This window comes from Pseudomonas sp. PvP025 (genome assembly GCF_017832155.1).
In the GTDB taxonomy this organism is placed as follows: domain Bacteria; phylum Pseudomonadota; class Gammaproteobacteria; order Pseudomonadales; family Pseudomonadaceae; genus Aquipseudomonas.
Map to the genome: position 1 here is coordinate 460,064 of NZ_JAFIBJ010000001.1, position 15,196 is coordinate 475,259.

General features: G+C 56.7%; 6 protein-coding genes and 1 pseudogene. 6 read left to right on the forward strand and 1 reads right to left on the reverse strand.

Going from position 1 to position 15,196, the window contains the following annotated elements; genetic code table 11:
- Positions 1–146: 146 nt before the first annotated feature.
- Positions 147–1,378, reverse strand: a pseudogene (locus tag JOE32_RS02165) (hypothetical protein).
- A 217-nt stretch (positions 1,379–1,595) separates the two neighbouring features.
- Here JOE32_RS02165 and JOE32_RS02170 point away from each other — a divergent pair.
- The 6 genes from JOE32_RS02170 to JOE32_RS02195 all read left to right on the forward strand — a co-directional run bounded on the left by JOE32_RS02170 (position 1,596) and on the right by JOE32_RS02195 (position 15,149).
- Positions 1,596–2,621, forward strand: coding sequence for a GNAT family N-acetyltransferase (locus JOE32_RS02170; RefSeq protein WP_093127309.1), 1,026 nt, complete (start codon positions 1,596–1,598; stop codon positions 2,619–2,621).
- A 646-nt stretch (positions 2,622–3,267) separates the two neighbouring features.
- The gene (locus JOE32_RS02175) at positions 3,268–3,648 is read left to right on the forward strand and encodes a VOC family protein (protein WP_054097938.1); all 381 of its coding nucleotides are present in this window, start codon (positions 3,268–3,270) and stop codon (positions 3,646–3,648) included.
- Between the two features lie 163 nt (positions 3,649–3,811).
- On the forward strand, positions 3,812–13,237 hold the full coding sequence (locus JOE32_RS02180; protein ID WP_209981006.1) for a non-ribosomal peptide synthetase: 9,426 nt from the start codon (positions 3,812–3,814) through the stop codon (positions 13,235–13,237).
- Positions 13,238–13,322: 85 nt separating this feature from the next.
- Positions 13,323–13,535 (forward strand): MbtH family NRPS accessory protein, encoded by a 213-nt coding sequence (locus tag JOE32_RS02185; protein WP_054097936.1) that lies wholly within the window; start codon positions 13,323–13,325, stop codon positions 13,533–13,535.
- Between the two features lie 2 nt (positions 13,536–13,537).
- Complete coding sequence (locus tag JOE32_RS02190) at positions 13,538–14,413, forward strand: class I SAM-dependent methyltransferase (RefSeq protein ID WP_093127318.1); 876 nt, start codon at positions 13,538–13,540, stop codon at positions 14,411–14,413.
- Positions 14,400–15,149, forward strand: coding sequence for a thioesterase (locus tag JOE32_RS02195; protein WP_209981009.1), 750 nt, complete (start codon positions 14,400–14,402; stop codon positions 15,147–15,149). Before JOE32_RS02190 ends, JOE32_RS02195 begins: the two co-directional genes overlap by 14 nt.
- The last annotated feature ends 47 nt before the right edge of the window (positions 15,150–15,196 follow it).

Genomic DNA, 15,196 nt, shown 5'->3' on the forward strand with positions numbered 1-15,196 from the left:
ACCTCAGAAATCATAGCAAGGGTTTGCGAAGGCGTTTTACACACTCTGGGCCAATAACGGACCCTGTCTTGGACGTTCGGTTTCCGAGAAGTACACCCCTCAAGGGCTGGAGTTCGATTGAGGTCAAGGCGCCTGTAGTTAGCGGTTCATTTATGAAGTGTCTTTTGCTGAGCAGTAATTGTTTCTACGCCCGGCTCGGAAATATTCGTTTCTTTAAGTGGAACCTCACCTACCGAAAGCGCACGCTCGATCAGTAACTCGCTACCCTTGTCTTTTAATAAGGCCTGCAGCCGCTGGAATTCGCCGCACCAGATGGTCTCAATGTCGCGATCCCGCGCCTTGTCGCGATCGCTGCTGAGTGCTATGGCGCGAACCTGCAGACGACCATTGTCGGCTTTGCCACCCACTTCCACTCCGTAGCCGGGAGTAGCGGCCTTGCGCAGCACGACCTTGCCGGTTTCTGCCCAGGCAGTCGCCATGCCTTCGCGCACTTCGTAGCCGAGGCTGGCCAAGCCGCCGAGCACGGCTTCGCGGCGGGCTAGGGCGGCCTGATCCTGTAAGTGGGAAGCGATAAGCGTTTTACACTGCTCGATAAGTCCGGTCATTACCGAGAGCTCGGTGTCGGTTGTACAAGTGCCAATATGACCGAGCAAGGTCGTGTGTTCGATGCCTGTGTAGGTTTTGACTTCGCTGGCCAGATCCTGCATTTGTTCGAGACACTCGCGCTGTCTCTGGAAGTTTCGGGTGGCAGCGGCGAGGTCGAGTACTAGGCTGTCGAGCAGCAGGTTGCGCCGCTTGGCATCGGCTTCCGTTTCAGCGCGTTCCAGCGCCAGGAGGAACGGCGCGGCACGCTTAGCGCCTTGCAGCAGTTGCAGCTCCACGATGTGGCGGTCAATGCGTAGCAACCGTACGTCGCGCGTTGCATCCGGCTCCCGGGCCGCAATCCATTCGCGCAGGGAAAGCTCGGGTTCGTCGAGCTTGAGTTGCTGCGCGAGGGCGCGTTGGGTATCGCTCAGGGTTGGCTCCTCGTTTGCCTTGCTCAAGTGGCCGAAACCCTCGGCCAGCAGACGTTCGGCATCTTCACGACTGGCACCGCTGGCCAATCGGGAGAGGGACTCCAGCAAGGCCTGATCGACGCTTTCGGGGTTGGCTTGCAAAGCGTCAAGCAGGGTTTCTGCGTTTTCCTGGACGCGTCGGTCGCGTTGGCGTCGTTCGGCAGCGCGAATGATCGCGCGCTCTTCGCGGTCCTCCAGTCACGGCGTAGGTGCTCGATCTCCACTGGAACGGCCTTCTGCAGTTCTGCCAATCGGTCTTCTGCCGACACGCCAAACCTCGTGCCAAGGACTATACCCTCTCTGGCTGCAACGGCCTCGCGCATATCTTGGGAGTTGTATCTGACGAACTGAGTCGACAGGTTGATCCGTAGCGCCGAACCGAGCGTGCTAGCCCATACTGCATGCAGATCGTGATAGATGACTTTTGAACTGGTCGCTTGCCGGGGCTGGCCTTCATTTTCGTGTTATGTAATGATGTTGCCTAGTTAGTTAGTCTAAACAAAGTTTTTATCTATCTGGTAAGTGTGAGGGTGAGGCGTCATGGATGCGAAATTATTTACTGTTCCGCTACGAAATGGGAACCAGCTGATTATAAAAATGGAGGAGGAAGTAGTTGAGCTGTCGTATGGTGAGAGCCCGATGCTGATCGCCAGGATAAATACGGTAGATGAGGTGTGTGGAGCTTCAGTTAAAACAGTCGAGTTGTCGTTACGAGATGAGGCGTTGTGGTCTTTATTCTATGCCTTAATTATAATTCGGCCTGAGGCGAAATTTTTTTTCGTTGAAGTTGATTCTCTTCCAGTTGATCTTTCTGTCGCGGTGTCGGAATGTGTTGCGCTCGGTGAGGGGTGGCAGCGTTATGTGTTCTCAAGTGCTGATTTTTTACAAGTCGCCAGTCCATGGTTGTCGCCCAGGCGAATACTCCAGCCTGCTATAGATGTGGAGAGAGATAAGGGGGGCGCTCCTGTCAGGCTCCCGAAGCCCCGTGGAGAGTGCTATCGTCGCTTCGATCCGGCATTGCAGGATATTTTAACATTTCGACGTCTGGAAATTGAAAGTGATCTCGTGATGTTTAATAAATGGCAGAATGATCCGCGAGTGTTGCCATACTGGCAGGAGGGTGGAACTCTTGATGATCATTTTGAGTATTTGAGTCGGATTGAGAGTGACCCTCATATATATTCAATGGTTGCCTGCTTTTCAGGCGAACCTTTTGCATACATTGAAGCTTATTGGGCAAAAGAGGATCGAATAGCTCCCTTTTGTGAGGCGCAAGACTATGATCGTGGTTTTCATGTCTTGGTAGGAGAGAAACAGTTCTTGGGGCGCCGAAGAACCGATTGCTTGATGTCTTCGATTGTTCATTATTTGTTTCTCGATGATATAAGAACAGATCGTATTGTTGTCGAGCCGCGCGCGGATAATTCGAAGGTTATTTCGCTGCTTAGGCGTCATGAATTTGTACTGAATAAATATTTCGACTTTCCGCACAAGCGGGCCGCTTTGATGACTGTCGGCCGGAAAGCTTTTTTTACCCGGAATCACCTGTGCGGCACTCCTGATTGACGCATCAGGTAATTCAAGTCTTGTCAAGGCATGGTATTGGCTGCTGTGTCAATATTTTTTGTTCGAGGTCCGTGATGTCGTTATGCCGTCGTGGTCAGTTCTGTAGTGGGTTCGGGGTCTGACGAGTGTTATTTCTGCTGGCGGGGCATTCCGCCTTCCCTTATTCGTGCTGTCAGGAAAGTTAAGCCTCGTGTCTGGCCGGCGTTGGTGTATTTGAGAGCGAGTTGCAGTCGTCCAGCAGCTTTGCGAATCACACGGCGTGTCAATAGTCCAATTTGAATTCGTATGTTGATTTTTCACGGAGGGCAGGTACTATTGCGTTTCTGCCTACACCGTACAAGGATCGTATATGACAGAAAAAGTGAAAGTCGTCCCCATCCTAGGCGTCTCCGACGCTCGGTTCGGCACTGCCTCCAAGACTTTTGGCTTCATGCGGAATGCTACTTTCGCTAATGGCTAATAAGTGGCAGGCCTGCCCCCCCGGTTCTAACGATCCCTTTAGAATATCGCATTCATCTGTGTGCTTCTGTGTGGGGCCTGCATTGTCTAAGGTGTATAGCCGGTATATGGTATTGCCTCATCAAGTGAATCAAATCCGATTGATAGTTGGTAGCGGGTTTGGTAGATGGTTACTGTGGAGAAAGTTATGACTGATCACAAAGAGCGTTTGCCCAAGGCTATCCCTATCCTGGCGTCGACAGATATTGGGCGTACGCTGGATTTTTACAGATCTTTGGGATTCAAAGCGCATCAAGTTGACGAGTTTTCTTATGGAATGGCGGCGTGGGGCGAGATAGAACTGCACTTTTGGAAGTGCGATGACAAACGCATTGCGGAGAGTACGTCTTGCTATATTCGAGTAGAGGACATACGCGAGGTTCACGCTAATTTGAAAGCGGCGTTACCAGAAATACGGGACGTTGTGCACACTGGCTGGGGAACCCTGGAATTGTACGTTTTGGATCTGGATGGCAATCTCCTAAAGTTCGGCCAATCTTTAGAAGACGAGCACCATGACCACGACTGATTTTCATGTCAGCGATATCGTCTTCTCTCCCGTTGAGGGGGCGGGGGTGTCGCTGGGTGAGTGATGGGTGTTAAAAGATTGCTGGATATCTGCGCGGCCCCCTGTGCCTGTGTTGGGTAGTGTTCCTGCAAGCCCGTGTTGAAACGACTGTAATGGAATTGATATGTTCAAGTCTGGACCCAGTAATCTACGGTCGGCTGCCAAGGAAGAAAGTTTTCGCGTTTCACACTTGCAGGAATCTATTTGGCTTAAAGAGCAGCGCGCTCCCGACGAGGCTGTCTACAATTCACCTATTGCCGTTCACATCAATGGCGTTCTCGAGGAAGATAGGCTTTTAGCGGCTGTTAACAGCGTTATTGAGACTAATGACTCATTGCGGGCGTGTTTTGTTGAGCGCGACGGTATGCTTTGGCAGTTTGCTGGTGCTTATGTACCTGTCCCTCTGTTGGTCGAAGATCTGTCAATGTTTCCTGCTCCGGAGCGTTGGCGCAGGCTTTACGCAGCGATCAAAAAGCATGTAAGCAAACCATTCGATTTGAGGCGGGGGCCTTTGCTCCGCTGTGCGTATTTCGCACTCAGTGCAAACGAAAGTGTGCTCGTGTTGACGGTGCATCATATCGTCTCGGATGGTTGGTCCCAGGGGGTGTTGGTCTCTGAGCTCGTTTCCCGCTATTTAGGAAGTGCAGCACAGGCATCAAGCAAATTGCAATTCTTTGAGTACGCGCATGCCCGGCGTATTGAATTGGAGGCTAACCCCAGCGTGTTTGAGGCTTCTCGCACGTATTGGCATCGCTTCATCGAGGGGCAGCATTGTGCTGCGTTACCTTGTGATCGTTCACGGGCCATGGTTGAGTCCGGAGGGGGGCGCAAGCAGTTTTTCGCGCTCGCGCAGCACAGTAGCCTTGAATTAAGGGCGCTGTGTTCCTCTGCGGGAGTGTCGCCATTTACCGTGTTTCTCGCGGTACTTGGTTTATTGCTGAAGCAAGGAGAGGCGGGCTCGGGCAGTTGGTGCCTTCCGGTAACTGTCGGTTATCGCGATGATGCACGCTGGTTCGATGTCATCGGTTGTTTCGTTGATCATGTATTGGTAAAGCCGCATGCCGACCCAGGCTTACCGTTCTTATCTTACCTGCAGCAGGTATCGTCCGCCTGGCAAGATGCTTTTGCGCATCGTGATTATCCCTTTGACCAGTTGCGCATGGAGGCTGCCAAAAAAGGTCAACTGCTGGATGCCTCTGTAGTTTTCGTCTACCAGAACGGTGCGGCAGTCTCCAGGATTGACAGCGTCGAGTTTACCCCGCTGACATTACCTGAAGCGCCGGCCAAGTTTGATTTAACCGTTATGGTTGCCGAGCAGTCGAATGCATTTTCGCTCTCTCTAGAGTACGACTCGACGCTTTATGATGAAGCGACAGTGAAGAGTCTGGGCACGCGATTTATCCATTTGTGCGAGCAACTGATAAGCGCCCCTGGGCAACCTGTGGATAGCGTCATGTGCAACGCTGGCTTGCTTTCGCAAAGCAGTGTCATTGAGGGTGAGAGGAGGCAGTGGCCCCAGCAAACGGTTGCCCAGTTATTCGAGTCAACCGCCCGACGCTGTGTTGATGAGGACGCCATACGTTCAGGAAGCACGGTGGTTTCCTTCGGCCAGTTACAAGAGCGTGTCGAGGGGGTCGCTGCCAAGCTGCGATCACTGAAAGCGCATAGCTTGAGGGTTGGCGTGCATCTGGACCGCTCTATAGATCTGGTAGTATCGCTACTTGCGATCTTGAGTGAGGGGCACTGCTATGTGCCGTTGCCGCCGTCGTCTCCCGATGCCCGTTTAGAATTACAAATCGCGGACTGTGCTCCTGCATTGATCATTACGGATGCACAGGGCCTTGAACGGCTGCGCACATTGAGTTCTGATTGTGCAGCTTTCGACATACACCTGGCCGAACCAGGCGAGCCTCGTGCGGTGCCAACGGCTCAACGGCAGGCGCGCGCGGCGCCTGCCTACCTTATTTACACCTCTGGCAGCACTGGTCAGCCCAAAGGTGCCTATGGGTTGGTGGAATCCGTACTCAATCGACTTCATTGGCAATGGAGCAACTACCCGTATGAGCCGGGTGATAGGGTCGTACTGCGTAGCCCGCCAATGTTTGTCGATTCGATCATTGAAATGCTTGCGCCGATCCTCGGTGGTGCCTGTGCAGTAGTGGCGCCTGACGATGCCGTTCGTGATCCTCGGCAGTTCTGGGCGTTGCTTGTTCGCGAGCGCATCACGCACTTGACAGTGGTGCCGACGTATCTTGAGTCGCTTCTCGATACCCATGAGCCTGGGCTGCAACCTGTCTTGAAAAGGGTTCACTGCAGCGGCGAGTCGCTGTCTCGCTCCGTCTCGCAGGCGTTTCGAGATGTATTTCCAAGTGTGCCGCTGCTCAATATCTACGGTTCTACTGAAGTGACGGCAGATGCCACCTGTCACCTCGTCGACGAAGCGGAACCCCTAATCGGTCGGCCGATCGCCAATACAGCCCTTGCCATCATAGATGCCCGCGGTAATGTGGTCCCTCGCGGGGTTGCAGGCGAGATTGTCATCTGGGGGGTGCCAGTGGGTGGCGGTTACCATAACGCGCCTGAGCTGACCGCAGATCGATATTGGCCGGCGCTTCAGGATGGTCGCATGTTTCGCACCGGCGACTTGGGCCGCGTCGATGAGTCGGGGGGTTGTCACTACCTCGGGCGTTCCGATATGCAGGTGAAGGTGCGCGGAATGCGCACCAGCCTACTCGAGATAGAGGAGGCCATTGGCACCTGTCCGGGAGTGCGCGACATTGCAGTCATAGTGGATGAGCAAGATGGCAGGCGGTTGACGGCCTTTTACTCAGCGCACGCTAAGCTGTCCAAATCCCAGCTGCTCGAGCATGCACGTAGCTTGTTGCCGGCGCATGCTATCCCTGGCCGCTGGGTGTTAGTGAGTGCGATTGCGCGTACCGACTCGGGCAAATTACTGCGCGATGGCAAAGCACTTCATGCGCTGGCGCTACCGGTTGAAGATAAAACCCTTGGTCACGCCAGCCTTACAGTACTGGAACGCGAAGTCTTGGGTGTTTGGATCCAGGTCCTGGGCGATACCGCCGTATCGATTGACGATCATTTCGAGCAGGTCGGTGGTCATTCCCTCATGGCGATCCGCTTGGTGGATACGTTGAACTTGCAGTTCGGCTGCTCAGTGCGCCTCGCTGATTTTTTTGCAGCACCTACCGTTCGTGGCACTGTCTTGCAGATCAGCAAGCAGGTTGAGAGCGGGCGGATTGTCACCCGGACTCCTTTGAGCGCCGATGTGCAATCGCGCCATGAGCCTTTCCCGCTGCTGCTCATGCAACAGGCTTATCGGATCGGGCATGACGTGAACGATAAGGCGCAGATGTCTACGATCTGTGCGTTCTCCATGGACTATGACACCTTGTCGTTGCCTGCATTCACGCAGGCACTCAATCGTGCTATTCGTCGCCATGATATGTTGCGTGCTGTTCTCGTTGGCGAGGATGCCCAGCGTATCCTGGCTGAAGTTCCCCACTACTCAATCGAGACGTGGGACCTGTCTCGGCTGGCCGGGCAAGCGCTGGCAACTGAGCTAGAGCACCGGCGGGACTCGTTCTCCAGGTTGCGCTTTGAACCAGGGCGATGGCCCTCGTTCCGTGTTGCGGCAGGCTGGCTCGGCGGTAATCGTTACCGGCTTTTTTTCGCGTTCGATATGCTCTTCATTGACCTCTTCAGTGCGCGCCTGCTGATGCGTGAACTGGAGTTGATCTACCGTCAAGAAGACGTCGTGCTGCCGCAGGTTGCGATCTCATTTCGTGACTACGTGCTCGCGACCCAGTCCGCCCGTCAAGGGGCCGAGTTTGATCGGGCCAAAGCTTACTGGCTTGCGCGCATAGATCAGTTGGGCAAGACACCGCAGTTGCCAATCGCGCGGAACCGACCGGCTGATGAAGGACTGTTGCGCTTCAAGCGTCGCGGGATGCGCATGTCGCGAGACCAATGGCAGGCCCTGCAGGTCAAAGCGGCAGCGGCCGGCGTTTCGGTCACCAGCGTGTTGCTGGGTGCCTACGCATCCACCCTTGAAACCTGGAGCGGCAATGAGGCTTTCTCGCTCATCCTGACGCTGTTCGATCGCCAACTTCTGCATGCGGACATCGACAAGCTGGTGGGCGACTTCACCTCTTCGTTGGTCTTCAACTGCGAGCCCACAGGTGATGAAGTCGCTGCCGATACTTTTATTCGAATGCAATTGCAATTGCGCGAAGTTCTAGAGAACCGGACGTTTTGTGGTGTGCAAGTTCAACGTGAACTGACTCGGCGCAACGGCGGCGAACGAATTGCGATGCCCGTCGTATTCACCAGTGCGCTGGGTCTGCCAGAGGCGGATGCTCATCAGTCGAGTCTGCTGTCCGGGCGACTGATAGACAGTGTCACGCAAACGTCAAATGTGTGGATAGACTGCCAGATCGAGGAGGCGGATGGCGGGTTGGTCGTTAACTGGGATGCCATCGACGACATGTTCCAGCCCGCAGTGGTCGAGGCGATGTTTGCCCACTACCAGTGCCTGCTGACGGCGCTGGCGACCCGAGATGATTCTTGGACGGTCAGTCTTCGTACCACGTCGATGCCAGCCTGTGACTGCAGGCTTGAAGACAACCCGATTGCGAACGGTACATTGCCTGAGCAAGTACTCAAGACCGCACGCACCCATCCGGATCAGGTCGCGCTCATCGCGGCTGGTCGCGAGCTCACCTACGCGCAGTTGCTTGACCTCGCCCTACGGCTGCTGGGGGGGCTTGAGGCTCGTGGCATACATCCTGGTGAACGTGTAGGCCTGCTGTTGGATAAGGGCTGGGAAGCCGTCGTCGCTATGCTCGCCGTCTCCCTGGGCGGCTGCGCATATGTGCCGATTGATCCGACCTGGCCCCCGGCGCGACGTGATGCGGTCATGTCTGCGGCGAAGCTTGCGGTGCTGCTGGTCCACAGCCATTCGGACGTTGACGATGCGACCTGCTGCCCGGCGCTGGTGCTCGACGACTCGGCATTCGCACATGCGCCATGCGTGCAGCCGGTCGGTGCCCGGCCGGATGACGTCGCCTATATAATGTTTACGTCGGGAACCACCGGAACGCCCAAGGGCGTGGTGATCGAACACGGTGCGGTAGTCAACACGATTGACTCGATCAACCAGCTGTTCGATTTGACTGCGCGCGATCGTATCCTCTGTGTATCTTCCCTATGCTTCGACCTCTCCGTGTTCGATATCTGGGGGCCGCTCTTTACCGGAGGCGCCTGCGTGATGCTGACATCGGAGGAGACTGCGCGCCCTTGGCGCTGGCCCGAAATCATTCGAAAGCATCACGTGTCAGTGTGGAACTCTGTGCCGGCGCTCATGGAATTGATGGTCGACGCCAGTGCGGGCCGTGCAGAGGCCTTGGCCAGTCTGCGTCTGGCCATGCTCAGCGGTGACTGGTTACCGTTGACGGTGTACGAACGCCTGAAGCAGGTTGCGCCTGGCGCGAAGTTGATTTCACTGGGTGGAGCTACCGAAGCATCGATCTGGTCCATCTATTTCCCCGTCGAATCGATCGATCCGAATTGGATCAGTATTCCTTATGGCCGAGCGTTGCCGGGCCAGCGAATGTATGTACTTGACGATCTGCTCCAGCCTTGCCCTGTCTGGGCGACAGGTGAAATCTATATTGGTGGGGCAGGGTTGGCTCGCGGCTACTGGGAGTCACCCCAGAAGACAGCTGCGCAGTTCATTGATCATCCTCGAACGGGGGAGCGTCTATACCGCACGGGCGACATGGGCTGTTATCTACCTGACGGCGATATCCGTTTTATAGGCCGACGCGATGGGCAAATTAAACTCAATGGCTTGCGGATCGAACTTGGCGAAGTTGAAAGCGTGCTGCAGGCGCATCCGTTAGTAAAAAATGCCGTATCGACCGTGACGGGTGGCCGCCAATTGAATGCTCATGTGGTGCTTGCGCCTGGCAGCGACGAAATGAGCGGAGCGCAAATCCGTCGGTTGTTACTGGACCATGTCAAAGCCCATTTACCCGGCTATATGGTACCGACTGCGCTGCAAATCCTGGCTGCCTTGCCGATGGGCGCCAATGGAAAAGTCGACCGCGCTGCGCTGCGTGATGAGGTGGTCTGCGAGGCTGGTACCTTGCGGGACCGCGGGTCGAGTGATGTGATTGTCGAACCGGTAGTCGCTGAGCTTTGGCAGGTCATGCTGGGGGTGATGCATCCGCAGAAACAAGACAACTTCTTCACGAATGGCGGGGACTCCCTCGTCGCCACCCGCTTCGTCGCCAAGCTCAATTCGATCTTCAGCCTGGACCTGACAGCACGGGCGATCTACGATTATCCGAATTTGCAAGCACTTGCCGAGTATGTGGAAAGCTGCCGGGACGCCAGAGGCGGGACAGTCGCTCCGCTGCCTATGGCCGTTGCCGCTGATTCGGCGCAACAGTTCCTGCCGTTTCCGTTGACGGACATCCAGCGTTCATATCATGTCGGGCGACGCGACGACATGACCTTGGGCGCCGTTGCCGCCCACTCCTATATCGAGATCGATTATCGTGGGTTGGATCTCGATCGCTTCGAAGGGGCGGTGAACTCTATCGTCGAGCGGCATGGCATGCTGCGTTGCGTGTTCAGGGACGGGGGCGAACAACGAGTGCTTGAGCGGGTACCGCGCTACGTCATTGCGGTGGATGACGTTCGCAGCCAGCCCGCCGAGCAGCAAACGCAGCAATTGGCCGCCACTCGCCGCCGACTCTCGCTGGCCGCCTATGACCCCACCCAATGGCCATTGTTTTCTATTGCAGCCAGTCGGCATGCAGACAACGTGGTACGCGTGCATATCAGCCTTGACATCATCATTGCGGATGCATGGAGCACCAACCTCATTGCCCGGGACCTGCTTGCCTTCTATCGGGAGGATGCAGGTTCGTTGCCAGCTCTGAATTTCGCGTTCCGTGACTACGTCAACTACATGGCCACCTTCCGTCATTCACCGCACTACTCGCGTATGCGTAATTACTGGCAGGAGCGGCTTGAAACATTGCCGTCACCGCCTGCGCTGCCAATCAACCACGCCGCAGACGAATCGACAGCGGCGAGGTTTACCCGTTATACCCAAGTGATTGATCAGGAGCGGTGGACGCGTTTGAAAATGCGCTCGCTCGAATGCGGCGCCACGCCTTCATCGATGCTGCTGACAGTCTTTGGTCGGGTCCTGCGTCTGGCCAGTGCCAATGCATCCTTTGTCATCAACGTCACCCACTTCAACCGGCCGCCGATTCATCCTGACATCAACGATATCGTTGGCGACTTTGCATCGACCTTTCTGCTCGAATACCGATGCAACGACAGCGAGCCGTTGAACAAGGCGATTGGGGCATTGTGCCGGCAGATCTTGTCGGACCTGGACAATAGCCAGTACAGCGGCGTGCAAGTCCTGCAGGATTTGTCCAGGCATCGCGGCAGAGTCGCGCTCGCTCCCGTTGTGTTCACCAGTGCACTGGTGCTTCCCGTCAACAGCGGCGCCTCTTTGGCGCTCGATGATGTCCAGGGCGAGGTAGTGCATGCCCTCACACAGACGCCTCAGGTCTGGCTTGACCACCAGGTCTACCAGGAGCATGGAAACCTGCTCCTCGCCTGGGATATCCGCGACGATGTGTTTGATGCGCAACTGATACAAGCGCTTTTCGCACTCTACGTGGCTGCACTCGAGCGGTTGGGCGATGATCCGAATGCTTGGGGCGCGCCACAGTTGGAGGCGCCGGCGCAACTGTTGAGCGCTTGCAGTGATCATTTGGCGCGGGTACGGGCGGTACAGGACCCTGTTGATGCCGTTGTGGCGCATCTCGATGCGCACCCTCATGTCATCGAGGCGTGGAAGCAGACCGCCGACCGCGGCATTGCGCCTGCGGCGGCTGTGCGTCTGGCCGTGCCTGTGCTGGAGCGATGGGCTAGAAGTTCAGCAGATGCACTCGCAAGTTCGCTTTCCTGGTTTGATCGCCTTGAGCATATGCGCCAGCGGATGGTGGGTGCCAAGGATGTGAACGGTGACTGGTTGGTCCCTGATCCGGACGCGTCTTCACGATCGGCAATACTCGCCCGTCGTAGCTATCGAGCTTTTTGGGGCGCGGCATTAGAGCCGGTTTTCCTTGAGCATTGGTTCGAAGCGGCGCACATGCCGTGCGGCACGCCCCTGCATACGCGGCCAATCGATCTGGCTGATGTACTGGCATGGATCGGCAGTCTGGCGGCGCTGGACGTACCTTCGATGCCATTGCCCAAGTTTCCCTATCCCTCAGCCGGCAGTTGCTACGCCGTGCATGCCTACCTGGGTGTGCCTGACGGTTACGGACTGTCGGCAGGTTGGTACAGGCTCGACCCGGTGGCGCGTAGCTTGAAAGACTGCGGAAAGGATGTGATTGGCCGTTCAATACCCAATGACGGCGTCTATCTAGTGTTGGCAGCAGACATCGAGCGTATCGCGACGCACTACGCAGACAAGGCGATGGCGTTCGCCGAGCTCGAGGCGGGCACGATGAGCGCCGTTATCGATCAAGCCGCTCGTGAGCGTGGTTTGTGCATGCGCGGAGGCGCGCTTGATGTATTACCTGCTGTCCCGGGCATGACCCCATTGGCAGCGTTCGAACTGTGCGCTGGCCGTGATTCGCAGCCGCGCCCACAGCTGCCATCTCTTGCGGTTCGCGCTTGTGTGTACCGTCGTCAGGGAGCGGACTTGCAAGTCTTTGCCTATGAGGCCGGCAGCCGGTTTACCGAGCAGCAGTTGTGTGGTCCGCACCCTTTACTTGACGGGTTTGTGCACAGCGGCACAGAGCTGCTGATCGAATTGTATGTGGATTGCCCTTCGGACGACGCAGCAGTAAAACGCGCTGCTCGACTGGCGATCGGTGCGTTCAGCCAGCGTCTTATGACCCATGCGCCGCAGCGTAACCTGGGCATGTGCATGCTGGGCTTCAACCCGAACGGCCTGGCCGCTCTGCAGGGTTCCAGGGTTCGCTGCGCGGTGCTTGCCGGGCCGCTCGACGTGCGTCAGCAGAGCATCATGCAGGGCGATCTGCGTGGCGAGCGCGAGCTTGCGTCGATGTTGCTGAGTGAGTACGCGGCTGCCCGGGTCGGCTGCGCGCCTGTGTCTGTCGTCATCGACACGGCGGAGCCGCGCGCAGTCGAAGCCTTGAATGATGGTTTGAGCGTGCCGGAACCGGACGAGCCGGCGGATCTGGTCGAAGCCGCCGTTCGCGCGATCTGGTGTGATGTATTACGCGTTTCACAGGTCTCGGGCGAATCGAATTTCTTCCGCATTGGCGGCACGTCGATCGATGCCCTTGGCATTCTGGGGCGCCTGTATGACCTCTACTTCATCGAGCTACGATTGCACGATGTACTTGCCGAGCCAACCGTGAACGGGATGACTCGGCTGGTGCGCAGCAATAGCCGTTGGGTGGGAACGATTAAGGAAGTTCACGCAATGCTTATGGCTTCGACAGATTCCACTGTGCCGTTTGTATGAGGGGCAGGAGGGCAGGAGCGTCATCGACGCGTGCCTGCCATAGCAGTTAAACAACACCATGAATATCTACAGGAAGGAGATTTCGATGTTCGACAATGATGAGCAGGTTAACTTTTGTGTCGTACTGAACGACGAGGAGCAGTATTCAATCTGGCCACAGGAGCGCGATTTGCCGAACGGCTGGCGTGCAGAGGGAAAGACGGGCACGCGACAGGAGTGTCTCGATTACATCGGTGAGGTCTGGACCGACATGCGTCCGCAAAGCCTGCGTCGCTGGATGCAAGAGAATGCGAGCTGAGCATGGCCTTTGCGATACCAGGCACGTCGGATGACATCGCTGGTCGGGTCGATCTGGAAACCTGCCATCCGTTTTTTGGTTCAGTGCTCGATGCTGACCAGTTTGTGCAGGCGGCTGTGCTGCCGAACCTACCCGCAGAGCGTGAGCGGTTGCGCGTCATCGACTTCGGCGGTGGACAAGGGTTGCTGCTCGATCGGTGTATAAATGCGTTGGCAAGGCGTGGCATTGAATGCGATGCCTTGGTTGTCGATGCGAACCCTGGCTTTGTGGCCCGTGCGCTTGCTCGCGGGGTCGATGCGGTAGTGGGTGAAATTGCCGGCTACTCAGGTAAGCCTGCAGATATTGTCCTGATGCGGCTGGTGTTGCATTACAACAGTGCGCCCGTGCAGCAAGCGATGCTGGCTAATGCCCGCCGACATTTGGCTGCGGACGGCGTGTTCGCGTTGCAATATGAGACGGGCGACACAATGGCGTGCTCGCTTCGCAACCGGATTGCCGGACTGTGTGCCGATGCGACGGGCAGCGAGGCGCGCTTCTGGGTAGAACCTGACAGGTTGGTGAGCTGGTTGCATGAAGCCGGTTTCACCGGCGTGTCTGTGGTTAATGAGCCTGGCTATGAAAGCGACGTTGTCGCGTTGCTGCGCAATGCCTGGCAAAGACAAAGCGATACGCTCAGCGCAGCCGGCCTGTCTGAGGCTTCATTCTACCGGGCCTGTACGGATATCGTCTTCGACAGCCGTGAAGGGCCTGATTCAGGCGGGGTCCATAGCAAGGACGGACGTCTTGCGCTGGGTACGCGTTATCCGCTCTTGTGTGCCACGGCAGATTCGCCTCACACGTTGCCGCTGTCTGGAGGGTCACTGAATGTCGGCTGCTGACTGTATACGGTCTCTTGCGCGTGGTGGTGATGAGCGGGTGCGCCTGGTGTGCTTTCCTCACGCTGGGGCGGGCGCATCGATCTACCACGCCTGGAGCAATCACTTGCCCTCATGGGTGGGTATCTACGGGGTCCAATTGCCCGGGCGCGAGCAGCGCATAAACCAGGCGCCTGTCACCGCCTGGCAACCCTTGGTCGACGAGATCATAGCGGTGCTGGCCGGTTGGGATGATACGCCGTTCATTTTTTATGGGCATAGCTTGGGTGGGTTATTGGCCTACGAAGTTGCCAGCGGACTGCAGCGAGCGGGTTTGCCTGGGCCAAGAATCCTGTTCGCCGGCGGCGCCTACGCGCCATCGGCTGTATGCAAGGAGAAGACGCGCTTTAATGAAGAGGCCGGCCTGATGGACGCGGTCCGCCGTTTGGGTGGAGTGAATGATGCTGTCATGCAGGACCAGGACTTCATTCAACACTTCATGCCGGTGATCGCCGCGGACTTCACGTTGTTCAATCGTTATACCCCTGCCGTGGTGCAAGTGCCGTTGGATTGTCCCGTCGTTGCACTGTTCGGCAGCTTCGATGAAGACCATGACCGGGAAGGAGCGATGCGTTGGCGAGAGCACACGCGTGGGCGTTTGTATGTGCATGAAGTGGCCGGAGGTCACTTCTTTCACCGTGAAAGTGCGGCCCAGACACTGGACGTCGTAAAAAGGTTCGCCACCGCTGGAGGCTGGTGAACACAGCAAACGGAAGTGGCCCGCAGGGTGCGCATCGAGAGGCAGCA